The 23,915-nt window shown below is 38.9% G+C and carries 22 protein-coding genes, 1 pseudogene and 1 other annotated feature; all 23 genes and pseudogenes read left to right on the top strand.

Annotation, left to right across the window (positions count from 1 at the left end):
- Window positions 1-732: 732 nt before the first annotated feature.
- The 23 genes and pseudogenes from spoIIGA to pyrE all read left to right on the top strand — a co-directional run bounded on the left by spoIIGA (window position 733) and on the right by pyrE (window position 23,900).
- Window positions 733-1,644 carry a sigma-E processing peptidase SpoIIGA gene (spoIIGA, locus tag RGB74_RS11170; protein WP_310759384.1) on the top strand — a complete coding sequence of 304 codons (912 nt, stop codon included), beginning with the start codon at window positions 733-735 and terminating at the stop codon, window positions 1,642-1,644.
- Between the two features lie 30 nt (window positions 1,645-1,674).
- On the top strand, window positions 1,675-2,394 hold the full coding sequence (gene sigE, locus RGB74_RS11165) for an RNA polymerase sporulation sigma factor SigE (RefSeq protein ID WP_310759383.1): 720 nt from the start codon (window positions 1,675-1,677) through the stop codon (window positions 2,392-2,394).
- 122 nt (window positions 2,395-2,516) lie between these two features.
- Window positions 2,517-3,299: an RNA polymerase sporulation sigma factor SigG gene (gene sigG / locus RGB74_RS11160; protein WP_066240567.1), complete on the top strand. Its 783-nt coding sequence runs from the start codon at window positions 2,517-2,519 to the stop codon at window positions 3,297-3,299.
- A 90-nt stretch (window positions 3,300-3,389) separates the two neighbouring features.
- Window positions 3,390-3,674 (top strand): YlmC/YmxH family sporulation protein, encoded by a 285-nt coding sequence (locus tag RGB74_RS11155; RefSeq protein ID WP_310261507.1) that lies wholly within the window; start codon window positions 3,390-3,392, stop codon window positions 3,672-3,674.
- A gap of 70 nt (window positions 3,675-3,744) precedes the next feature.
- Entirely contained in the window at window positions 3,745-4,569 is an 825-nt protein-coding gene (pgeF, locus tag RGB74_RS11150) for a peptidoglycan editing factor PgeF (protein ID WP_310759382.1), read from the top strand.
- Window positions 4,570-4,602: 33 nt separating this feature from the next.
- The gene (locus RGB74_RS11145; RefSeq protein WP_396135961.1) at window positions 4,603-5,283 is read left to right on the top strand and encodes a YggS family pyridoxal phosphate-dependent enzyme; all 681 of its coding nucleotides are present in this window, start codon (window positions 4,603-4,605) and stop codon (window positions 5,281-5,283) included.
- A gap of 13 nt (window positions 5,284-5,296) precedes the next feature.
- Window positions 5,297-5,719 carry a cell division protein SepF gene (locus RGB74_RS11140; protein ID WP_310759381.1) on the top strand — a complete coding sequence of 141 codons (423 nt, stop codon included), beginning with the start codon at window positions 5,297-5,299 and terminating at the stop codon, window positions 5,717-5,719.
- A gap of 22 nt (window positions 5,720-5,741) precedes the next feature.
- Window positions 5,742-6,014, top strand: coding sequence for a YggT family protein (locus tag RGB74_RS11135; protein ID WP_310762856.1), 273 nt, complete (start codon window positions 5,742-5,744; stop codon window positions 6,012-6,014).
- 14 nt (window positions 6,015-6,028) lie between these two features.
- Window positions 6,029-6,802 carry a YlmH family RNA-binding protein gene (locus RGB74_RS11130; RefSeq protein WP_310759380.1) on the top strand — a complete coding sequence of 258 codons (774 nt, stop codon included), beginning with the start codon at window positions 6,029-6,031 and terminating at the stop codon, window positions 6,800-6,802.
- Between the two features lie 128 nt (window positions 6,803-6,930).
- Window positions 6,931-7,440, top strand: coding sequence for a DivIVA domain-containing protein (locus RGB74_RS11125; protein WP_310759379.1), 510 nt, complete (start codon window positions 6,931-6,933; stop codon window positions 7,438-7,440).
- 39 nt (window positions 7,441-7,479) lie between these two features.
- Window positions 7,480-7,702, top strand: a binding site (T-box leader).
- A 101-nt stretch (window positions 7,703-7,803) separates the two neighbouring features.
- Window positions 7,804-10,566, top strand: coding sequence for an isoleucine--tRNA ligase (gene ileS, locus RGB74_RS11120; RefSeq protein WP_310759378.1), 2,763 nt, complete (start codon window positions 7,804-7,806; stop codon window positions 10,564-10,566).
- 127 nt (window positions 10,567-10,693) lie between these two features.
- A complete protein-coding gene (gene lspA, locus RGB74_RS11115; protein ID WP_310759377.1) occupies window positions 10,694-11,164 on the top strand; it encodes a signal peptidase II in 471 nt (156 codons plus the stop codon).
- Complete coding sequence (locus RGB74_RS11110) at window positions 11,151-12,065, top strand: RluA family pseudouridine synthase (protein ID WP_310759376.1); 915 nt, start codon at window positions 11,151-11,153, stop codon at window positions 12,063-12,065. Before lspA ends, RGB74_RS11110 begins: the two co-directional genes overlap by 14 nt.
- A 169-nt stretch (window positions 12,066-12,234) precedes the next feature.
- Window positions 12,235-12,777, top strand: coding sequence for a bifunctional pyr operon transcriptional regulator/uracil phosphoribosyltransferase PyrR (gene pyrR, locus RGB74_RS11105; protein WP_310762855.1), 543 nt, complete (start codon window positions 12,235-12,237; stop codon window positions 12,775-12,777).
- A gap of 173 nt (window positions 12,778-12,950) precedes the next feature.
- On the top strand, window positions 12,951-14,276 hold the full coding sequence (locus RGB74_RS11100; RefSeq protein ID WP_310759375.1) for a solute carrier family 23 protein: 1,326 nt from the start codon (window positions 12,951-12,953) through the stop codon (window positions 14,274-14,276).
- Between the two features lie 127 nt (window positions 14,277-14,403).
- Entirely contained in the window at window positions 14,404-15,324 is a 921-nt protein-coding gene (locus RGB74_RS11095) for an aspartate carbamoyltransferase catalytic subunit (protein ID WP_310759374.1), read from the top strand.
- Entirely contained in the window at window positions 15,299-16,591 is a 1,293-nt protein-coding gene (locus RGB74_RS11090; protein WP_310759373.1) for a dihydroorotase, read from the top strand. The genes RGB74_RS11095 and RGB74_RS11090 overlap by 26 nt, the downstream gene beginning before the upstream one ends.
- Window positions 16,588-17,711: pseudogene (locus RGB74_RS11085) on the top strand (carbamoyl phosphate synthase small subunit). Before RGB74_RS11090 ends, RGB74_RS11085 begins: the two are co-directional and overlap by 4 nt.
- Entirely contained in the window at window positions 17,678-20,884 is a 3,207-nt protein-coding gene (gene carB / locus RGB74_RS11080; protein WP_310759371.1) for a carbamoyl-phosphate synthase large subunit, read from the top strand. Before RGB74_RS11085 ends, carB begins: the two are co-directional and overlap by 34 nt.
- On the top strand, window positions 20,881-21,651 hold the full coding sequence (locus RGB74_RS11075; protein ID WP_310759370.1) for a dihydroorotate dehydrogenase electron transfer subunit: 771 nt from the start codon (window positions 20,881-20,883) through the stop codon (window positions 21,649-21,651). The genes carB and RGB74_RS11075 overlap by 4 nt, the downstream gene beginning before the upstream one ends.
- Window positions 21,648-22,586 (top strand): dihydroorotate dehydrogenase, encoded by a 939-nt coding sequence (locus RGB74_RS11070; RefSeq protein ID WP_310759369.1) that lies wholly within the window; start codon window positions 21,648-21,650, stop codon window positions 22,584-22,586. Before RGB74_RS11075 ends, RGB74_RS11070 begins: the two co-directional genes overlap by 4 nt.
- Window positions 22,559-23,293, top strand: a complete 735-nt coding sequence (gene pyrF / locus RGB74_RS11065) for an orotidine-5'-phosphate decarboxylase (protein ID WP_310759368.1) — start codon at window positions 22,559-22,561, stop codon at window positions 23,291-23,293. The genes RGB74_RS11070 and pyrF overlap by 28 nt, the downstream gene beginning before the upstream one ends.
- A complete protein-coding gene (gene pyrE / locus RGB74_RS11060; protein WP_310759367.1) occupies window positions 23,262-23,900 on the top strand; it encodes an orotate phosphoribosyltransferase in 639 nt (212 codons plus the stop codon). Before pyrF ends, pyrE begins: the two co-directional genes overlap by 32 nt.
- The last annotated feature ends 15 nt before the right edge of the window (window positions 23,901-23,915 follow it).

Here is a 23,915-nt window from a genome sequence, read left to right as displayed (position 1 = left end):
TTTTTTTGTGTTAGAAAACGTAAATTTTTGAGTTTCGTGGAAATATCTGAAATAACGTGGATATATTAGACTTTAACGTGGAATTATTGAAAATAACGTGGATAAACTGGGCATTACTGTGGAATTAAATAAAAATCAAAGTTTCAAAAGGTTAGAAATAACAAAATTTTTGTATAGGGACACCTAGCTAACGCTTTTGTCCTATACTTTTAAAAAAAATGTACAAAAGTGAATAAATAGACTTTTAAATTATAAAAAACGACTCAAAGAGAATAATTTCTCTTTGAGTCGTTTTTTTTTTCTTTGGCAGTTGATTAAAAGGCTCTTTTCTTAAAGCTTTTAGCTCGTATTGTCCATTCTCATCATTGATATGTTGATTGGAGTGTATTGCGAGAATACGGCTAGGATCAGCGAGCCAGCACCTGAGTATTCTTCTCGCAAGGCATTCGATAAGGAAGCTCGCTTTTACAGGATTTTCTTGCAGACACAGAAGCAGCTTTTTATATGTCTTTCACCTTGCCCCGCGTAAAGCGAGCACGTGTGAGCAAAAATCAACCACCCTCAACCATGATAGTTTACGAATGCAGCCGCTAATTTCTATGCTTATTTTATACATATAAGAATTTTTGACAAAAAAAGTGAAAATAAGAACTATACTGCACTCAAAAACTGACAGACTTTCAAACAACCTATACGTTATACTAACTTCAAAATTAAGAAAGGAGAAAACCAATGACAGTTTATTTGGACGTCATTTGGTTTCTTAATTTCTGCATTGATTATGTATTAATTTCCTTAACAGCATATGTTTTAAAGCGCAATGCATCGAAAAAAAGAATCCTCCTTGCAACTCTTGCCGCGTCTAGCTATGTATTATTAATTGTCTATCCAGAGTTTATGGTCTTTTCTCAGCCTGTTATTAAGTTCTTATTTTCCATTGTGATTATGCTAATAGCTTTTGGATTTAAACGATTTCGTTATACGTTAAAAAACTTGGCTATGTTTTATTTTGTTTCCTTTGTGACGGGCGGCGGAATTTTTGCACTCCATTATTTTATGCAAACCGATGCTGAGATTATGAATGGTGTTTTGACTACGAAAGGAACTGGAATGGGTGATCCAGTGAGCTGGTTGTTTGTAATTATAGGTGTTCCGGCATTGTGGTATTTTTCAAAAAAAAGAATCGATGACATAACCGTTCAAAAAATGGATGCAGATAGTCTTGTTACAGTTTGGATTAGGATTGATGAAATTGAAATTCAAGCAAATGGACTTATTGATACTGGCAATAAATTATACGATCCAATCTCTAAGATGCCTGTAATGATACTTGATATGAATATCCATGGATATACCTTTCCAGACGTGATTCAATCAGCATCAAAGGATGTTTTATCCCTCGGAAGTGATTATGGAGATCACCCTTGGATTAACAGGTTAAGAATTGTACCATACCGTTCAGTCGGCAATCAGCAATTTCTGGCGTGTATTAAGCCTGATTCTATTGAAATTGTTAAAGATGGAAACTCGGTAAAAACACCCCAAAGCTTAGTGGGATTAAGCTGGACAGCATTATCAAGTGAAGGGCAGTTCGATGCAATCATCCATCCAAAAATGTATCTTCAGCATGTACAAGCTTCGTAAATGAGATTTTACTGTGAGAGGGGAGTATTTATGTTCAAGTGGCGTCTTAAAATTACGATGTTCTGGTATAAGTTATTGTTTAAACTTGGTTTAAAGTCTGATGAAATATATTACATCGGGGGAAACGAGGCACTTCCGCCCCCCTTAAGCAAAGAAGAAGAGGCACTTTTGCTTGAAAAGCTTCCTTCTGGTGATAAGGCAGCAAAATCGCTGTTGATTGAACGAAACCTTCGATTAGTTGTTTATATCGCCAGAAAGTTTGAAAATACAGGCATTAACATTGAAGACTTAATAAGTATTGGGACAATCGGTTTAATCAAGGCTGTGAATACATTTAATCCTGAGAAAAAGATAAAGCTTGCGACTTATGCCTCCCGTTGTATAGAAAACGAAATTTTAATGTATTTAAGACGCAACAACAAGACCCGTTCAGAAGTGTCATTTGATGAACCTCTAAATGTCGATTGGGATGGAAATGAACTGCTTCTTTCCGATGTTTTAGGTACAGAAGAAGATATCATTACAAGAAGGATCGAAGCTAACGTAGATAGAAAACTACTGTTGAAAGCATTATTTACGTTAAATGATCGGGAAAAGCAAATCATGGAGCTGCGATTTGGATTATCCGGCGGTGAAGAAAAGACTCAAAAAGATGTTGCGGATATGCTGGGGATCTCCCAATCGTATATTTCGAGGCTTGAAAAAAGGATAATAAAACGGCTTCAAAAAGAATTTAATAAAATGGTTTAGAGTATTATCCTAATTAAACTTTAATGTGTTTTTACATTTTTTATGAAAATCACAATTGCATAAATTTCCCTCCGTTCGGTGATACTTAATTTGAAATTAGCTCCCGGCAGGAGGGAAAAGACTTGACAAGAAATAAAGTTGAGATTTGCGGAGTTGATACATCAAAGCTTCCTGTTTTAAAAAATCCAGAGATGCGCATTCTGTTTGACAAGATGCACAAAGGTGACCCGGATGCGCGTGAAACACTGGTAAATGGAAACCTTAGGCTGGTTCTGAGTGTCATACAGCGATTCAATAATCGCGGTGAGCACGTTGATGATCTATTCCAAGTGGGCTGTATCGGGCTTATGAAGTCCATCGATAATTTCGATCTTGGTCAAAATGTTAAATTTTCTACTTATGCTGTACCCATGATAATCGGAGAAATAAGGCGATATTTGCGTGATAATAATCCGATTCGAGTTTCAAGGAGCTTAAGAGACATTGCATATAAAGCTCTGCAAGTTCGTGACCAGCTCATGAACAAACTTTCTCGGGAACCCACTGCACAGCAAATTGCGGAAGCACTAGACGTTCCAAAAGAAGAAGTTGTATTTGCGCTTGATGCGATTCAAGACCCTGTATCACTGTTCGAACCGATTTATAATGATGGCGGCGATCCCATTTTCGTCATGGATCAGATCAGTGATGATAAAGCGAAAGATATGCAATGGATTGAAGAAATAGCATTAAAAGAAGGTATGAGACGTCTAAACGATAGAGAAAAAATGATATTGACAATGCGTTTCTTTCAAGGCAAAACACAGATGGAAGTCGCTGATGAAATCGGTATATCCCAAGCACAAGTGTCCAGGCTTGAAAAAGCAGCGATCTCACAGATGAATAAAAATATTCAAAGCAGCTAAACCCGTATTTTTGCGGGTTTTTTTGTTGATAAAAAAACATGAAACAGCTTGGTTCTTCATATAATGGAAACAGAAAGGCGGGGTGTCCATATGAATAAAATATCTGATTTTCAAGTAAAAGATGTTGTAAATGTAGCAAATGGAAAAAAACTTGGTCACATTGCAGATCTTGAAATAAATTTAAATACGGGAAAAATTGACGCTATCATTATTCCTGGGGCCGGAAAAATGCTTGGTTTCTTTGCAAGGGAAAATGATATCGTCATTCCATGGCGCAATATTGTTAAAATTGGAGCTGATGTCATTTTAGTTAGACATATGGATGCAAGCGAATTACATGAATACACGAAAGAACCGTATGATCAATTGAAATAGCGGTTCTTTTTCTTTCTTATCTAATAATGTGGTAAAATAAACATAAAACTTTCCAGGAGGACAACATAAAATGAATTTATTTAAGCAAACTGGAAAGCAAATGTCTTTGCAATCATGGCAAAACGAAAATCCGAATATTTTGGCAGGTTTTACGACTCGGACTGGCGGATTTAGTACGGATTCATTTCAAACTTTAAATATGGGATTTCATGTAGAAGATAATCCAGAAAAAGTCCAAAAAAACAGACTGGCATTTGCAGAGGACATTGGGTTTCCTATACAAAATTGGGTAGGAACACAGCAGGTACATGGAACAAACATCATGAAAGTAACACCGCAAGATATAGGAAAAGGATCTTTGGATTTTGAATCAGCAATAGAGAATACAGATGGTATTTATACAGAAGTAGAAAATGTATTATTAACTTCTTTATATGCTGATTGTGTTCCTCTCTACTTTTATTCACCCGAAAATAATCTTATTGGCTTGGCTCACGCAGGCTGGCGAGGGACTGTCGGAAAGATCGGTCCAAAAATGGTTAAACTGTGGTGTGAAAAGGAAAGGGTAGACATACAAGATATAAAAGCCGCTATTGGTCCTGCGATTGGCGACTGTTGCTATGAAGTAGACGAAAAAGTAATCACAGAAGTAAGAGCTGCAATGGGTGGACGTGAGGATAATAATGTTTTTTCTAAAAACCAATCAGGAAAATATCAGCTGAATTTACAAAACTTAAATGAGATTTTTTTGATTAATGCTGGATTATCTCCTGAAAATATTACAAAATCTCATGATTGTACAAGTTGTAAAAACGACATCTTTTTTTCTTATAGGAAGGAAAATGGTAAGACAGGTCGAATGATGAGTTTTATCGGCAGAAAACATCTTGTTTGAGACGGTTGTTTTTGAAAGGAGCAAAATCAAAGATTGACTATTCAAGAAAATAAAGAACAAATTGAAGAAAATATAAATCGTGTTTGTCGTGAAAAAAACAGAGAGCCAAAGGGCGTTAAATTAATAGCCGTAACGAAATATGTTAGTAATGAAACTGCAAAGGAAGCAGTCCAGGCGGGGATTGAACACCTGGGAGAAAATAGAGTAGAAGGACTCCTTGAAAAAAGAGAGCATCTTTCAGGATTGCCTGTCATTTGGCATTTTATCGGTAGCTTGCAGACAAGAAAAGTGAAAGATGTAATTAATTATGTGGATTATATACATTCTCTTGACCGTTTAAGCCTTGCAAAAGAAATTCAAAAAAGAGCTGAACGAACTATTTCTTGTTTTATTCAAGTAAATGTTGCAGAAGAAGACTCAAAACATGGATTATCAGTAAAAGATGTGATGCCTTTTGTCGATAAACTAAAAGAGTACGACAAAATTAAAATCGCAGGGCTCATGACTATGGCTCCATTTACAGAAGATGAGTCATTGATCCGAAATGTTTTTTCAACGTTAAAACAATTACAAATCGACATTCAAGATCAAGATTTTTCCCACGCACCGTGTACTGAGCTATCAATGGGAATGTCGAATGATTATGTTATAGCAGTTGAAGAAGGGGCTACCTTTCTCCGTATCGGTACGAGCTTAGTAGGTAAAGAATTTTAGGAGGTGGATTTTAATGGGCATTAAAACGAAATTCAGACGCTTTTTTGACTTAGAAGATGATTATGAATATGAAAATGAGTATGAAGAAGAGTCATATGAAGAAGAAGAAGAGATCACACCATCTCATACGAAAAAAGGTAAAGCTAATGTTGTCAGTCTGCAAAGCATTCAGCAGCAAGTAAAGGTAGTACTTGTTGAACCGCGTGTTTATGCTGAGGCACAAGACATAGCAGATCAGCTCAAGAACCGCAGAGCAGTTGTTATGAATCTGCAGCGCATTCCCCATGACCAAGCAAAGCGGATTGTAGACTTTTTATCAGGTACTGTTTATGCAATCGGCGGGGACATTCAGAAACTTGGTCCAAATACATTCCTTTGTACACCAGAAAACGTCGATGTTTCTGGAACGATTTCAGAAATGATGGACGAAGATTAATACAGGCAGGTGAAATTGTTTGATAGAAACAATAGCTGGAATACTTGTTAAATTACTAGATGTTTATTATTACATGATAATTGGTTACATATTACTTTCTTGGTTTCCTAACGCAAGAGAATCCTCCTTCGGCCAAGTTCTGGCAAGATTGGTGGAGCCATACTTGTCACCTTTCAGAAAAATCATCCCGCCTCTTGGAATGATTGATCTGTCGCCAATTGTAGCTTTAATCTCTTTGCATTTTGCAAAATATGGGATTTATGTTGTAGCAGACATGCTTAACAATACATTTTAGCCTGGTAATGAATGATGAGCATTTACCAGCATTACAGACCAGAAGAACACGAGTTTGTTGATCGCGTAGTCGGATGGAAAGAGGACGTTATTGAAAGATACAGTCCTAAACTTACTGATTTTCTTGATCCGCGAGAGCAAGAGATTGTGAGAAGCATCGTTGGAAATGATGCGGAGATCCGCCTCTCTATGTGGGGAGGCTCTTCTTATTCTGAACGAAAAAGAGCGCTCATTTATCCGGATTATTATGAAGCAAATTCAAGTGACTATCAGCTCGTTTATTTTGACATTACATATCCATCTAAATTTTCAACGATTGAACACCGAGATGTGTTAGGTGCTTTAATGAATATTGGAGTGAAAAGAAGTAAATACGGTGATATTCTTGTAAAAGATGATCAAGTGCAATTTGTATGTGCAGAAGAGGTCTCCGGTTTTATTGAAATGAACTTAACGAAAATCGGCAAAACAGGTGTAAAGCTTAAGCATATCGATGAAGGTGCATTAGCGGTAATCGAAGCTGAATATGAAGAAAGAAACGGTACGGTATCTTCTTTGCGTCTAGATGTCATAATCGCAGAAATTTACAATCTTTCTCGTTCAAAAGTTTCGCCTCTTATCGTTCAAGGCAGAGTGAAGCTGAATCATAAAATCACTGACCAGACTTCTGTTGAAGTAAGGGAAGGTGATGATTTTTCGCTTCGGGGATTTGGCAGAAGTAAATTGATCGCGATTGAAGGAACAACTAAAAGAGAAAAATGGCGAATACGGTACGGACTTTTAAAATAAGACGCGGAATTCAACCGTTTATTAGCAACAGAGTTTATAACAGCCTAAATAATTTTTTTGTGTAGAAGGAATACCCGAAAAATTGTCGAATTTAGGTAAAAAACAATGCATCTATGGAGGTGGCTTTAGTGCCCTTAACACCGTTAGATATTCATAACAAAGAATTCACTAGAGGTTTCAGAGGATATAGCGAAGATGAAGTGAATGACTTTTTAGATCAGGTAATTAAAGATTACGAAGCAGTTATTCGGGAGAAGAAATCGCTGGAAGAAAATGTTGAAAAGCTGGAAGAAAAAATTTCGTACTTTAAGAACATCGAGGAGACGCTAAATAAGTCAATTCTCATTGCACAAGAAACTGGTGAAGAAGTTAAGCGTACGGCAAATAAAGAAGCTCGATTGATTATTAAAGAAGCGGAGAAGAATGCTGACCGTATTATCAATGAGTCTTTATCAAAATCTAGAAAAATCTCAATGGAGATTGATGAACTTAAAAAACAATCTTCAGTTTATCGTACTCGCTTCAGAATGTTGATAGAAGCTCAGCTTGAGATGCTAAAAAACGATGATTGGGATTCTTTAAATGCTCCCGAGAATCTAGAAGGTTATGAGCTCCAGGAAGTAAAGACGGAAGCTTGACATTCGTTTAAAAAATCGCATATACTTTTGTAAGATTAATAAATGACGTAGACAGGGACAGTAAAATACTTTCACTCTATTGTAGCGAGCCAGGGGCTGGTGCAAGCCTGGTATAGAGCAGTATTCGAAGATCACCCTTGAGTTCCTGAACTGAAAAAGATAGTAAGTTTAGGCGCATCATCCACGCTACGGATGGCTAAGCGGGTTTTTATGTTAAAAACCTATTAGGGTGGTACCGCGGGAAAACCTTCTCGTCCCTACTTTCATAAGTAGTGGACGGGAAGGTTTTTTCGTTTCAGCAACCTTGAAAAAAGCCAAAGGAGCAGTTGAGTCTGCATGATTGAATACAAGGAGGATTTGTTAATGAATTATAAAGACACTCTTTTAATGCCCAAAACAGAGTTTCCAATGCGCGGCAACTTGCCTCAGCGTGAACCTGTTGTACAAGAAAAATGGAATGAAATGAATATTTATCAAAAAGTAATGGAGAACACGAAGGATCTTCCACCTTTTATTCTGCATGATGGTCCTCCATATGCAAATGGAGATATTCATATCGGGCATGCTGAAAATAAAATCTTGAAAGATATCATCGTTCGTTTTAAATCGATGACAGGTCATTACTCCCCATATGTACCAGGTTGGGACACACATGGATTACCGATTGAAACTGCTTTGACAAAGAGCGGAAAAGTAAAACGTAAAGAATTATCCGTTGCGGAATTCCGTAAGCTTTGTGAAGAATATGCACTAAAGCAAGTTGATCACCAGCGTGAACAATTTAAACGATTAGGTGTCCGCGGTGACTGGGATAATCCTTATATCACACTTGAAAAAGGATACGAAGCAAGACAAATCGAAGTATTCGGCGAGATGGCAAAACGAGACCTAATTTATAAAGGGTTGAAACCTGTATATTGGTCTCCATCATCAGAGTCTGCATTAGCAGAAGCTGAGATTGAATATCAAGATAAGCGTTCGGCATCTATTTTTGTAGCATTCGAAGTGAAGGATGGCAAAGGTGTTCTGGATACTGATGAAAAACTTGTCATCTGGACGACCACACCATGGACGATTCCTGCTAACTTAGGAATTTCTGTACACCCTGAACTGGACTATGTTTCCGTCCAAACTGAAACTGGAAAATATGTTGTAGCTGAAGCATTATTAGAGTCTTTAAAGAAAGACTTTGAATGGGAGCAAGCAGAGGTTGTAAAACGTTTCAAAGGTGCTGAAATTGAACGTGCAGTGGCTAAACATCCGTTATATGACCGTGACTCACTTGTTATGCTTGGTGACCACGTAACGACTGATGCAGGTACAGGATGTGTTCACACTGCTCCTGGCCACGGGGAAGATGACTTTTTAGTAGGTAAACGTTATGGACTTGATGTTTTATGCCCGGTTGATGATCGTGGAATGATGACAAAGGATGCTCCAGGATTTGAAGGAATGTTTTATGATGAGGCAAATAAGCCGATTACAGAACAGCTAAAAGAAAAAGGCGCTTTATTAAAACTATCATTTATAAAACACTCATATCCGCATGACTGGAGAACGAAGAAACCTGTTATTTTCCGTGCTACTGCACAATGGTTTGCTTCAATCAAAGGAATTCGTGAAGATATGCTGCGTGCGATCGAAGAAGTAAACTGGATTCCAAACTGGGGTGAAACACGTCTTCATAACATGATAAAGGATCGTGAAGACTGGTGTATCTCCCGTCAGCGTGCATGGGGTGTTCCGATTCCGGTTTTCTATGGCGAGGATGGAGAAGCGATTCTTACAGAAGAAACAATTAGTCATGTAGTAGAATTGTTTAGAGAACATGGATCAAACGTCTGGTTTGAAAGAGAAGCAAAAGATCTGCTTCCAGATGGTTTTACTTCTTCACACAGTCCAAATGGACGTTTCACAAAAGAAACTGACATCATGGACGTTTGGTTCGATTCTGGAACATCACATTGGGGTGTATTAGAAGAAAGAGAAGATCTAGTTCGCCCTGCTGACCTTTATTTAGAAGGGTCTGACCAATACCGCGGATGGTTTAACTCTTCCCTTTCTACATCTGTAGCGATTACAGGAAAATCGCCTTATAAAGCGATCTTGAGTCACGGATTCGTTCTTGACGGTGAAGGCCGAAAAATGAGTAAGTCGATCGGGAACACTTTAGATCCAATTAAAGTAATGAAGCAACTAGGTGCTGATATTATTCGACTTTGGGTTTCATCCGTTGACTATCAATCAGACGTACGTGTATCTGATGACATTTTAAAACAAGTTGCTGAAGTTTATCGTAAAATTAGAAATACACTACGATTCTTATTAGGAAATCTGCATGGATTTGATCCGAAACAGCATTCAGTAAAGTTTGATGAGATGCCGGAACTCGAAAAATACATGATGGTGAAATTGGATAACGTCGTATCTAAAGTTAAAAAGGCATATGAAGAATATCAATTCATTACGGTATACAATACAATTCATAATTTCTGTACGATTGAATTGAGTTCTTTCTATTTAGATATGGCAAAAGATACTTTGTATATTCAAGCGGAAGACGATCATAAGCGAAGAAGCATCCAAACTGTACTTTATGAGGCATTAATGGCTCTGACGAAACTTTCTGCACCAGTATTAGCACATACTGCTGACGAAGTGTGGGAGTACATTCCAGGTGTTGAGGAAGCTAGTGTTCAATTAACAGTAATGCCTGAAACTAAAAATTATACGTGTACTGAACAACTTGAAAAAGATTGGGATACTTTCATGGATGTCCGTGATGAAATTTTAAAGGCCCTGGAAGATGCAAGAAGTCAAAAAACGATCGGTAAATCTTTAACTGCTACAATTACATTGTATCCTTCAGAAGCACTTAAGATTTGGTTGGAAAGTGTTGAAGATTTAAACAAACTATTCATCGTATCTAAAGCAACAATCGCAGGGGAAAAATCAGAAGCCCCAGAAGATGCACACTATTTTGAACACGTTGCTGTCGTTGTAAAACCGGCAGAAGGTGAAACATGTGAGCGCTGCTGGGTAGTGTCAGAAGATGTTGGAGAGAACGAAAGCCACCCAACACTTTGTGCAAGCTGTGCTGATATTATTGAAAAGAATTATGCATAAAAAAATCCCGCTACGGCGGGATTTTTTTCACTGATTTGCCACGGGTTTGGACAAATTAAAATTGTAGAATTTCTGATTGCTGTGCTACAATTCATAAAGACAACATTTCTGAATCGGAGGAGTTCTATTGTTTTATTATCTTTTTGCATTGTTAGTCTTTGCTTTAGACCAGCTGACAAAATGGACGATCGTTAAAAATATGAACCTCGGGGAATCTATACCCATCATTGATGAAGTATTTTACATAACCTCGCACAGAAACAGAGGCGCAGCGTTTGGTATTTTACAAGATCAGAGATACTTTTTTATAATCATCACACTTGCAGTGGTTGGAGCAGTCGTATATTATTTGCAAAAACATGCTTCAGATAAATTATTGAAATTTGCATTAGCCCTTGTTTTGGGAGGGGCTATTGGAAACTTTTCCGACAGATTAATAAGAGGAGAAGTTGTTGATTTTCTAAATGTATATATCGGAAATTATGATTTTCCGATTTTTAATGTTGCAGACAGCGCTTTGGTAATTGGTGTTGGTTTAATTTTTATTCAAAGCTTCATGGAGAGCAGCAAGAAGGAGACAAAAAATGAACAAATTTGAATATACGGTAACTACTGAACAGGAAGGGAACCGTATTGATAAAGTTTTATCAGACGTCCAGGATGAATGGTCACGATCACAAATTCAAAACTGGATTAAAGAAAAACAAGTAATTGTAAATAGTAAACCGATCAAGTCTAATTATAAATGTCAAAACGGAGATTTTGTTGAAATTGACATTCCTGAACCTCAAGAATTGGATGTTGTGCCAGAAGAAATGGAACTGGATATTGTATATGAAGACAGCGATGTCCTTGTTGTAAACAAGCCTAGAGGTATGGTCGTACATCCTGCACCTGGACATCACAGTGGTACACTTGTTAATGGTCTTATGGCTCATTGCAAAGATTTATCTGGTATTAATGGTGTATTGCGTCCGGGCATTGTGCATCGTATCGATAAAGACACTTCAGGACTGCTGATGGTCGCTAAAAATGACATTGCCCATGAATCTCTTGTGGATCAGTTAAAAGATAAAACAACAACAAGAAAATATAAAGCGATTGTTCACGGAGTAATGCCGCACGACCATGGAACAATCGATGCTCCAATTGGCCGTGATAAAAGTGACCGTCAAAAAATGACAGTAACGGATGATAACAGCAGAAATGCCGTTACACATTTCAATGTGATTAAACGCTTTAAAGATTTTACATTTGTTGAATGTCAGCTCGAGACAGGCAGAACGCACCAAATTCGTGTTCATATGAAATATATCGGTTTCCCTCTAGCTGGTGATCCAAAATACGGACCTTCTAAAACGCTTCCTATTGAAGGACAAGCCCTGCATGCACAAACGTTAGGCTTTGATCATCCGCGTAAGGGCGAATATATGGAATTTGAAAGAGAGATTCCACAAGATATGGTAGAACTTCTGGATTTATTAGAGAAAAGAAGTTGACAAAGACAAGCACCTCTGCCATAATCAATGTAACTTAACAAGTCCTTTAAACATTAGTCCCGTGAGGCTGAGAAGGAAACGGTAAATAAGAGTATCCAGCAGGATAACTCTATCCTCTCGTCATGTGGACGGGAGGATTTTTTTTATGGAAAGAAGAGGAGGGTTTGCGATGTCTAAAACAGTTATTATGGATGAGCAGGCTATAAGAAGAGCTTTAACCCGTATCGCTCATGAAATCATTGAGCGGAATAAAGGGGTTAATGATATTGTATTAACAGGCATAAAAACCCGGGGTGAATTTTTAGCTAAAAGACTGGCTGAAAGAATTGAGCAGATCGAAGGCAATTCTGTATCTGTTGGAGTGATTGACATTACGCTGTACCGGGATGACTTGAAAATTAAAACAGAAAATCAGGAACCTCAATTAAAAGGGACGGACATTCCCGTGCAGGTTACAGATAAAAAAATAATTTTAGTAGATGATGTACTCTTTACTGGAAGAACAGTTAGAGCTGCCATGGATGCAATAATGGACCTTGGCCGCGCTGCTAATATACAACTTGCAGTTTTAATCGACAGAGGACACAGAGAACTGCCGATTAGAGCAGATTATGTTGGCAAAAATGTTCCGACTTCCAGCAAAGAAATTATTTCCGCTGCATTAGCGGAGGTTGATGGACTTGACGAAGTAGCCATCTCAACAAATGAATAATTTGTCCCTTTAATACAGTCCAGAGAGGCTGACAAGGGAGGTTCAATCATATGTACAAGGGATTTCTGTACATGTGTACCTCCTACAGCCTCTTTTGCCAAAAAAGCAAGAGAGGTTTTTTTATTGGATGAATTTTTCGTCCAGCTTACATTTCAAATCGGGAGGTAACAATAATGGAAAATAACAATAAAGCAATTTTAGATGTACATGAAAAACCGAAAACAGCTCAATGGTTCACTTTATCACTTCAGCACTTGTTTGCCATGTTTGGTGCAACTGTACTGGTACCATTCTTAGTTGGACTTCATCCTGGTGTTGCACTTGTTTCAAGCGGTCTTGCTACACTTGCTTACTTACTTGTAACGAAAGGACAGATTCCTGCCTATCTTGGATCTAGTTTTGCTTTTATTACACCCATTATTACTGTAAAGGCATTAGGCGGCCTTGAAGCTGCTATGATCGGAAGTTTTCTGGCAGGTCTTGTATACGGAGTAGTTGCGCTCTTAATTAAATCATTCGGTCTTAAATGGCTAATGCGACTTCTTCCACCAGTAGTAGTAGGTCCAGTAATTATCGTAATCGGTTTGGGACTTGCAAATGTCGCTGTGGGAATGGCAATGAATAATCCAGTAACGAAAGAGTACAGTTTAACTCATTTCACGGTTGCGCTATTCACACTTGCTGTAACAATTATATGCTCGATATTTTTTAGAGGAATACTTGGAATCATCCCAATCTTAATCGGAATAATTTCCGGATTTACATTTGCTTACTTCAGAGGAATTGTGGATTTTTCGAAAGTAGCTGAAGCAAACTGGGTTCAAGCACCAGACTTTTTAGTACCATTTGTAAACTATACCCCTCACTTTTCGTGGAGTATAGCAGCCATCATGATGCCTGTTGCAGTAGTAACCATCTCAGAACATATTGGGCATCAGCTTGTTTTATCAAAAGTAGTTGGAAGAAACTTTATCGAAAAGCCTGGTCTTCATCGTTCTATATTAGGTGACGGATTAGGTGTTATGATCGGATCATTGATCGGTGGTCCTCCAGTGACAACATATGGTGAAAATATTGGTGTACTTGCAATTACACGCGTTTATTCCGTGTTCGTAATCGGAGGAGCTGCAGTGACAGCTATCCTGTTCGGATTCTCTGGAAAAGTTACTGCTCTGATCAGCACAATACCGACAGCTGTAATGGGCGGTGTCTCTATCCTTCTGTTCGGAATCATCGCTTCATCAGGCTTGAGAATGCTAGTCGATAATAAGATCGACTTTGGAAATAAGAGAAACTTAATTATTTCATCTGTCATCCTAGTTACGGGAATTGGCGGAGCTGCACTTAAGTTTAATGCAAATTTTGAAATAGCGGGAATGGCGCTAGCTACAATAATCGGGATTTTCTTAAACCTCATATTGCCTGGCAAAGAAAAAGATGAAGATTTGATGAATAACATGTTTAAGGCCGAGACTAATGACAACGGTACAGCTGCATAAACCGCCTTTTAATTAAGTACGAGAGACTTAAAAGGGTGATCGAAAGAGAAGAAGAAAGCTTTCTTCTGTTAAGGGCACCCTAAAAATTTTTAGGGTGCTATTTTTATACAAAAAAGGAGAGTTGAGGATGAATCATCTACTTTCAATGAGCGAGCTGACGTTAAATGATATTCAGTACATTCTTAACAAAGCAACAGATTATATCAATGGGAAAAAAGAACACCGTATACAAGATCATATGGTTGCAAACTTATTTTTTGAACCAAGTACAAGAACAAGGTTTAGTTTTGAAGCAGCAGAACACAGACTTGGGCTTAAGCCAATGAATGTAGAAGGAAGCAGCTCGAGTCTTCAAAAGGGTGAATCACTGTATGACACTTTGAGGACACTCGAAGAAATCGGGGTATCAGCTTTTGTTATAAGACATCCACAAGATCGTTATTTTGATGGGTTAGCTGAAAAATTAAATGTACCTATTATCAATGCGGGTGATGGGTGCGGCAATCATCCGACTCAATCACTCCTTGATCTATTAACGATTCAGCAAGAATTCATTGTTCTGCAAGGGCTGACTATAGTGATCGTGGGAGATATTCTCCATAGCCGAGTCGCTCGATCAAATGCGGAAGTCCTCAGAAAAATGGGGGCGAGAGTGCTATTTTCGGGACCAGAAGAATGGTTTGTCGATGAGTGGAGAAATGACTTTATCCCGATGGATGAAGCAGTAAAGACTGCTGACGTCATGATGATGCTTCGTATCCAGCACGAAAGACATAGTAAAAGTATGCTATTGCCAAAAGAGGAATATCATCAGAAGTTTGGATTAACGTTAGAACGTGAGAAAAAAATGAAGCCTCATAGTATCATAATGCATCCTGCACCTGTTAACAGAGGTGTTGAATTGGCGGACGAGCTTGTAGAATGTCCGCGCTCAAGAATTTTTAAGCAAGTACAAAATGGTGTGTATATTCGAATGGCTGTTCTTAAATGGGCATTAAACACAAATCAGGAGGCGGTTGCAAATGGGTTATTTACTAAAAAATGGTAGTGTTTTAGATGGGAACAACCAATTAATTAAACAAGATATTCTGATTGTAGAAAATAAGATTAAAGAAATAGGTACCCACTTAGCCGTTGAACAGCATGAAGTACTTGATGTCAGCGGGAAGCTTATTACTCCTGGATTTGTCGACCTGCACGTACATTTAAGAGAGCCAGGCGGCGAGCATAAAGAAACGATTGACTCGGGAACAAAAGCCGCTCTCAAAGGCGGATATACAACGCTTGCAGCTATGCCGAACACTCGGCCAGTTCCGGACTCGATCGAAACGATGGGGCTTGTACAAAAAAAGATAAATGAAACCGCAAACTGCAGGGTTTTACCCTACGCATCGATCACGATTAGACAGATTGGAAAAGAAATGACTGATTTTAACGCTTTATTGAACAAAGGAGCTTTTGCATTTACCGATGATGGTGTTGGAGTACAATCAGCTGGCATGATGCTGAGTGCAATGAAAGAAGCCAGCAAACAAGGCGCTGTTATAGTAGCACATTGTGAAGACAATACCCTCTTAACGAAAGGGGCTGCATTTCACGAAGGGAATTTTACCGAAAAAGAAGGTTTGCCTGGGATTCCATCAGTGAGTGAATCGGTCCATATTGCAAGGGATATTTTGCTCGCTGAAGCGGCTGACGCAAGGTACCATGTTTGTCATGTGAGTACAAAAGAATCAGTCAGAGTGATTAAAGATGCAAAGCGAGCAGGTATAAAAGTGAGTGCAGAAGTAACGCCTCATCACTTGATCCTTTGTGATCAAGATATAAAAAGCAACGATACTCATTATAAAATGAATCCACCTTTAAGAAGTTCTGCAGACCGGGAAGCTTTGATCCAAGGTTTAAAGGAAGGGACATTGGATTTTATCGCTACCGATCATGCACCGCATAGTGAGGAAGAAAAAAAACAAAGTGTTGATCTTGCTCCATTTGGAATTGTGGGTCTTGAAACGGCATTTCCACTTCTTTACACAGAACTAGTAATAAACCAAAAGGTATTAACGTTACAAGAACTGGTAGATATGATGACAAAAAAACCTGCTGATACATTCAATCTGCCTTATGGTTACTTAATAGAAGGTGCACCAGCTGATATCACTATCATAGATTTGGAACATGAAGAAGTAATTAATGCAGAAAAGTTTGTTTCTAAAGGAAAAAATACCCCTTTTAATGGCTGGATTTGTAAAGGATGGCCAGCAGCAACGATATTTAACGGTAAGCTTGTTTATCAAAAGGAGGAGAGCTTCGTATGAAACGTTTCTTAATTTTAGAGGATGGCACAATCTTTGAAGGTTTAGCATTTGGTTCAAATCGCGAGTCAAACGGAGAAGTAGTTTTTACAACAAGCATGACAGGTTATCAAGAGGTAATGACAGATCCCTCTTATTGTGATCAGATTATCGTTTTCACTTATCCTCTAATCGGAAATTACGGCATCAACCGCTCTGATTATGAGTCAATCCGTCCTGCAACAAGCGGCATTATCGTAAATGAACAAGCAGATTTTCCGAGTCACCATGAAGGAATGCAATCACTAAGCAGCTGGCTAACAGCTAAGGATATACCTGGATTATATGGAATTGATACGCGCAAGCTTACAAGAAAAATCCGTAAGCACGGTACGCTGAAAGGCAAATTATCAAATTCTCTTGAGAATGTCACTCAAATAATAAATGAATTGACTGAATTACCACTTAATACAGATCAAGTAAAAAAAGTTTCAACAAAAACTCCATACCATTTACCAAACAGCGGCTACCGTGTAGTTGTTGTGGATTTTGGAGTGAAAAGCGGGATGCTCCGAGAATTATCAGCTAGAAACTGTGATGTCATTGTTGTGCCGTACAACACATCAAGTTCAGATATTATACGATTACAGCCAGATGGAATTTTGCTGAGCAACGGTCCTGGAGATCCAAAAGATGTTCAGTGCGGAATATCCATGATTAAAGAATTGTTGAATCATAACATACCAATGCTCGGAATCTGTTTGGGACACCAGCTTCTTGCGCTTGCATGCGGCGGAAATACAGAAAAATTAAAGTTTGGACATCGAGGATCGAACCATCCAGTCAAGGATTTAACTACGGGGAAAATCGCTCTGACTTCTCAGAATCATGGGTATGCCGTAACAGAGAATTCTTTATTGAATACAGAACTTGAATTTACACACCAAGCTGTAAATGATGGAACAGTAGAAGGATTGAAACATAAAGTTAAACCAGCTTTCTCTATTCAATATCATCCTGAAGCTTCACCAGGGCCACATGACTCGAATCCGATATTTGATGAATTCATGATGATGATTAAAACAACAAAGAAAGAAGGTTTGATGAATTATGCCTAAACGACATGATATTCGAAAGATTTTAGTAATCGGTTCTGGACCTATTGTAATTGGACAAGCAGCTGAATTTGATTATGCAGGAACTCAAGCGTGTCAAGCTTTAAAAGAAGAGGGATATGAAGTTGTACTTGTAAACTCGAACCCAGCAACAATCATGACGGATCCGAATATGGCAGATAAAGTGTACATTGAACCATTAACACTTGAGTTTGTAAGCAGAATCATCCGTCAAGAACGTCCAGACGGACTTCTCGCAACACTGGGCGGCCAAACAGGTTTAAACTTAGCAGTTGAACTTTCAGATTCAGGTATTTTAAAAGAATATAACGTTGAATTATTAGGAACGAAGCTTCATTCAATCCAGCAAGCGGAAGATCGCGATTTGTTCAGAGACTTGATGAACAAACTCAATGAACCTGTTCCTGAGAGTGCAATCGTTAGAAACATGGATGAAGCAAAAGTTTTTGTAAAAGAGAACGGTTATCCAGTCATAATTCGACCAGCGTTCACATTAGGCGGAACAGGCGGAGGTATAGTCAGCAACGAAGAAGAATTTTTGGAAATTACACCGGCAGGGCTGCATGCAAGCCCAGTAGGACAAGTGTTAATTGAAAAAAGCATTGCTGGTTTCAAAGAGATTGAATATGAAGTGATGAGAGATAAAAATGATACAGCGATCGTTGTATGTAATATGGAAAACTTTGACCCAGTAGGGATTCATACTGGTGATTCCATCGTAGTCGCACCGAGCCAGACATTGTCAGACCGTGACTATCAGATGCTCCGCAACGCTTCATTGAAAATAATTAGAGCACTTGAAATAGAAGGGGGCTGTAACGTTCAGCTCGCACTCGATCCAAACAGCTCTCAATATTACATTATTGAAGTCAATCCGCGAGTGAGCCGTTCATCAGCTTTGGCATCAAAAGCAACAGGTTATCCAATCGCTAAACTAGCTGCCAAAATTGCAGTAGGCTACACACTTGATGAGGTGAAGAACCCTGTCACAGGGACAACGTTTGCCTGTTTTGAGCCAGCACTGGATTACATTGTTTCAAAAATTCCGAGATGGCCATTTGATAAGTTTGAAGGAGCGAACCGTAAGCTAGGAACTCAAATGAAAGCAACGGGAGAAGTAATGGCAATCGGACGCAACTTTGAAGAGTCTCTTTTAAAAGCCGTCCGGTCACTTGAAATTTCAGCTTTTCATATTGAGCTAAAAGGGAAAGATTTTTCAAAAAATGAAATAGAGGAAAAAATTCTTGAAGCGGATGATGAGCGTTTGTTTTATATCGCGGAAGGTCTTAGAATCGGAATCACTGTTGAAGAAATACATGAATGGACGAAAATCGACTACTTCTTTTTAGAAAAATTGCAAGGCATTATATTACTAGAGAAAAGAATGAAAGAACGTAAAAACGATACCAGTCTTTTACGAAAAGCGAAAGAAAAAGGATTTAGTGACAGATGGATCGCTGAAGCCTGGGGTATAGATGAATTTGAACTTTATAAGCTTAGAACAGAAGAAGGAATAAAACCTGTTTTTAAGATGGTGGATACATGTGCAGCTGAATTTGAATCGGAAACACCATATTATTACGGAACATATGCAGAAGAAGACGAGTCGGTTATTACGGATAAAAAGAGCGTTGTCGTTCTAGGATCAGGACCAATCAGAATCGGGCAAGGAATTGAGTTCGATTATGCAACGGTTCATACAGTATGGGCGATACAGGAAGCAGGATATGAAGCGATCATTATCAATAACAATCCTGAAACTGTATCGACTGACTTCAGTATGTCTGACAAATTATACTTTGAACCACTTACAATTGAAGATGTAATGCATGTCATCGACCACGAAAAACCAGAAGGAGTAATCGTTCAATTCGGAGGACAAACAGCAATCAATCTTTCAGAAGAGCTTGAAAGAAGAGGAATTAAGATTTTAGGAACATCAATTGACAGTATGGACCTTGCAGAAGACAGGGAGCGGTTTGAGCAAGTAATGAAAAAGCTGGAGATTCCACAGCCTGCTGGAAAGACGGCATTCTCAGTAACAGATGCAGTTGCTATCGCATCAACGATCGGCTATCCGGTACTTGTTCGCCCTTCTTATGTTCTTGGCGGAAGAGCAATGGAGATTGTTTATCAGGAAAGTGAACTTCTGCAATATATGGAAAATGCGGTTAAAGTAAACCCGGATCATCCGGTACTGGTCGATCGTTATCTTATAGGAAAAGAAATTGAAGTAGATGCGATTTCTGACGGAACTGATGTTTTTATACCAGGTATGATGGAACATATTGAACGGGCTGGTGTTCATTCAGGTGATTCAATCGCTGTATATCCTCCGCAAACCTTGCCAGCAGCAATTAAAGAAAAAATCATTGATCGTACGATTTCGATCGCAAAAGGTTTGAAGATTATCGGATTGCTGAACATCCAGTTTGTCTGGCACAAAGATGAAGTATATGTATTAGAAGTGAACCCGCGTTCGAGCAGAACAGTGCCGTTTTTAAGCAAAATTACTGGAGTACCTATGGCGAATGTTGCGACTAAAATTATTTTAGGAGAAACCTTAACTTCACTTGGATATGAAACAGGCTATCAAGAGGAAGCAGATGAAGTATCTGTGAAAGTACCAGTGTTCTCTTTTGCAAAACTTAGAAGAGTAGATACTTACCTCGGGCCTGAGATGAAGTCAACAGGTGAAGTAATGGGTCGTGATAAGAATCTTCAAAAAGCGCTTTACAAAGGACTTATTGCATCAGGTATGAAGATTCCAGCATACGGAACCGTACTCTTTACAGTAGCTGATAAAGATAAAACTGAAGCTCTTAAAATGGTAAAAAGATTTTCTGAGATCGGTTATTCGATCATGGCGACTGAAGGAACTGCACATATGATTGAAAAGGAAAATATTCCAGTAGAAGTTGTCGGGAAGATCGGCAGTCCAGGCAGAAATTTATTAGAAGTTATTAGAAAAGGCGAAGTTCAGTTTGTAGTAAACACGCTAACTAAAGGAAAACAGCCTGCTAGAGATGGTTTCAGAATCAGAAGAGAATGTGCAGAAGGCGGCGTTGTCTGCTTAACGAACTTAGATACAGCAGTTGCCCTTTTAGAAGTACTAGAATCCATCTCTTTTTCAGCACACGCACTGTCATCATTTACAAAACGTGAAAAGGTGTTTGTATGAAAAAACATCTTCTGACAGTTCTATCTAATAAGGAGATTGCACAGCGTATATTTGAAATGAAATTGTCAGGTCCTGGTGTAAAAATGATGGTTACACCGGGGCAGTTTCTCCATGTAAAAGTTGGGGATCATTCCAGCAAGCTATTAAGAAGACCGCTGTCAATTTGCGATGTTGACCTAGAAAATGAAGTGGTTACACTACTTTACCGCGCGCATGGAGATGGAACGGTACAACTCAGTGAAAAACAAACAGGTCAAAAAGTTGATGTTCTTGGTCCGTTAGGAAACGGATTTACAACAGAAACAATAAATCCTGAAAAAAAAGCATTGTTGGTCGGTGGAGGAATCGGAGTGCCTCCTCTCTATTATCTCGGTAAAAAATTGGTAGAAAAAGGAATCGAAGTTTCATTTGTTCTAGGTTTTCAATCTGAAAATGACAGCTTTTATGTTGGGAGATTTCAAGAAATCGGAGAGACACATGTTACAACCATTGATGGTTCACTCGGCACAAGAGGTTTCGTAACGGATGCGATGGATTCTCTTTTAACTGATGGAACGTCCATTTATTCGGTAGGACCTGCAGTAATGCTGAAGGCTGTGGAAGAAAAGGCGGCTGGATTAGAGGGCTATCTGTCACTTGAAGAACGTATGGGTTGCGGATTAGGAGCGTGTTTCGCCTGTGTATGTCCAGCAGATACAAGAGAATCAGGATATGTGAAAATCTGCAGTGATGGTCCAGTATTTAAAATGGGGGAGGTCGTGTTATGAATCGGCTAAACGTAAATTTGCCAGGTCTTCAAATGAAAAATCCCATTTTACCTGCTTCAGGCTGCTTCGGATTCGGGAAAGAATACGCGAAATGGTATGACTTAAGTGTTTTAGGAGGCATTACAATAAAAGCTGCCACGTTAGATGGACGCTTCGGCAATCCAACACCGCGAGTTGCAGAAACAGAAAGTGGCATGTTAAACGCCATAGGTCTGCAAAATCCAGGGGTGAAAAAAATTATGGAACAAGAAATTCCTGAGCTTGAACCATTTAGGATCCCCATCCTTGCTAATATCGCAGGATCTACAGAAGAAGAGTACATCGAAGTAACAAAACAGATTTCTGACCATCCATTAGTTTCGGCAGTTGAACTTAACATTTCTTGTCCGAATGTGAAAGAAGGCGGAATCCAGTTTGGTATCGACTACAAGTCCGCTGCTTCACTTACCCGAAAAGTAAAAGCGGCTTCTTCAAAACCAGTCTATGTGAAGCTTTCACCGAACGTTGCTAACATCGTAGAGATGGCTTTAGCCGTCGAAGAAGCAGGAGCAGATGGATTATCGATGATTAACACATTAATCGGTATGAAATTGGATTGGAGAACAGGTGCACCCATTTTGGCAAACAGAACTGGCGGGCTATCTGGTCCTGCTATTAAACCTGTTGCGGTCCGCATGATCTATGAAGTGAGCAGTAAAGTATCTCTTCCGATAATCGGTATGGGAGGCGTCAGCTGTGCAGAAGACGTAATAGAAATGATGTCAGCCGGAGCATCAGCTGTTGCAGTTGGAACAGCTAACTTTGTAAACCCATATACTTGTCCAGAAATTATTGAGAAACTGCCGTCATTGCTTGATGAAATTGGTGTCGATCAAATCAGTGAACTGACAGGGAGGAGCACAGTAAAATGGAAAACCCCGTTATCGTCGCTTTAGATTTTGAAAATGGTAATAAAGCAAAGGAATTTTTATTATCTTTTGAAGGATTGACTCCTTATGTAAAAGTAGGAATGGAACTGTTTTATGCGGAGGGAATTCCTTTTTTAAACTGGTTAAAAGAACGGAATTTTCCTATTTTCTTAGATTTAAAACTTCATGATATTCCAACGACTGTTTATAAAGCCATGAAAGTACTTGGATCGACCGGTGTCGATATGATAAATGTGCATGCTGCAGGTGGAACGAGTATGATGAAAGCGGCAAAAGAAGGCTTGCTCGACTCAGGTGCACACCAAACAAAATTAATTGCTGTTACACAATTAACAAGCACAGACGAAAAAATGCTCCATACTGAACTTTTGATCAAACAGGCAAATTTGCTAGAATGTGTAACTCATTACGCATCATTAGCAAAACAATCGGGGTTGGATGGAGTCGTATGCTCTGCTCATGAAGTAGAGAGCATCAAAGCAGCATGCGGCAAGTCCTTTTTAACCGTAACACCTGGAATTCGAATGTCAAACCAACAAGTACATGATCAAGTGAGGGTATCCACACCGTGTGACGCTGCTCACAAAGGCGTAGACTACATGGTTATCGGAAGAAATATAACGCAGTCTGATGAACCTGTTAAGGTGTATGAAAAAATCATAAAAGAATGGAGAGAAGTTCATGAAAACAACAATCGCTCAACAATTGCTTAATATTAAGGCTGTGTCATTATCACCTGAAGAACCTTTTACTTGGTCATCCGGTATGAAATCTCCAATCTATTGTGATAACCGGCTTATTCTAGCGTATCCTGAATTCCGTAATCAAGTAGCAGATGTACTGGTATCCTTGATCAAGACACATTATCCTAATATCGATGTAATCGCAGGTACTGCTACAGCAGGGATTCCGCATGCTGCTTTTGTAGCTGAGAAGATGCAGCTGCCGATGTGCTATGTAAGATCGAGTGCGAAAAGCCACGGTAAAGGAAAGCAAATCGAAGGCTTAAGTGAAAATAGTAAAAAAGCGGTTGTGATAGAAGATTTAATTTCTACAGGGAAAAGTTCTATTCAAGCTTGTCAGGCACTTCGTGAGTCTGGTATTGAAGTTGCTGGAGTCGTGGGAATATTTAGCTATGGTCTTAAGAAAGCGGAAGAAGCTTTTGAAAATGAGGGGCTATCCTTTCAAACTGCTACAAAGTTTAGTACATTAATAAAGGAAGCTGAAAAGAGCGGCACGATAAGTGACAGAGGACTTTCTTTATTAAATGACTGGCAGAAAGACCCTGAAAATTGGGAGACCGCAACCATTTCCAAATAGAAAAGGAGATGAGGG

Source organism: Bacillus sp. NEB1478 (assembly GCF_031582965.1).
Lineage (GTDB): Bacteria > Bacillota > Bacilli > Bacillales > Fictibacillaceae > Fictibacillus.
Note: the sequence above shows the minus strand (reverse complement) of the source record. Positions and strands in the feature narration are given on the sequence as shown.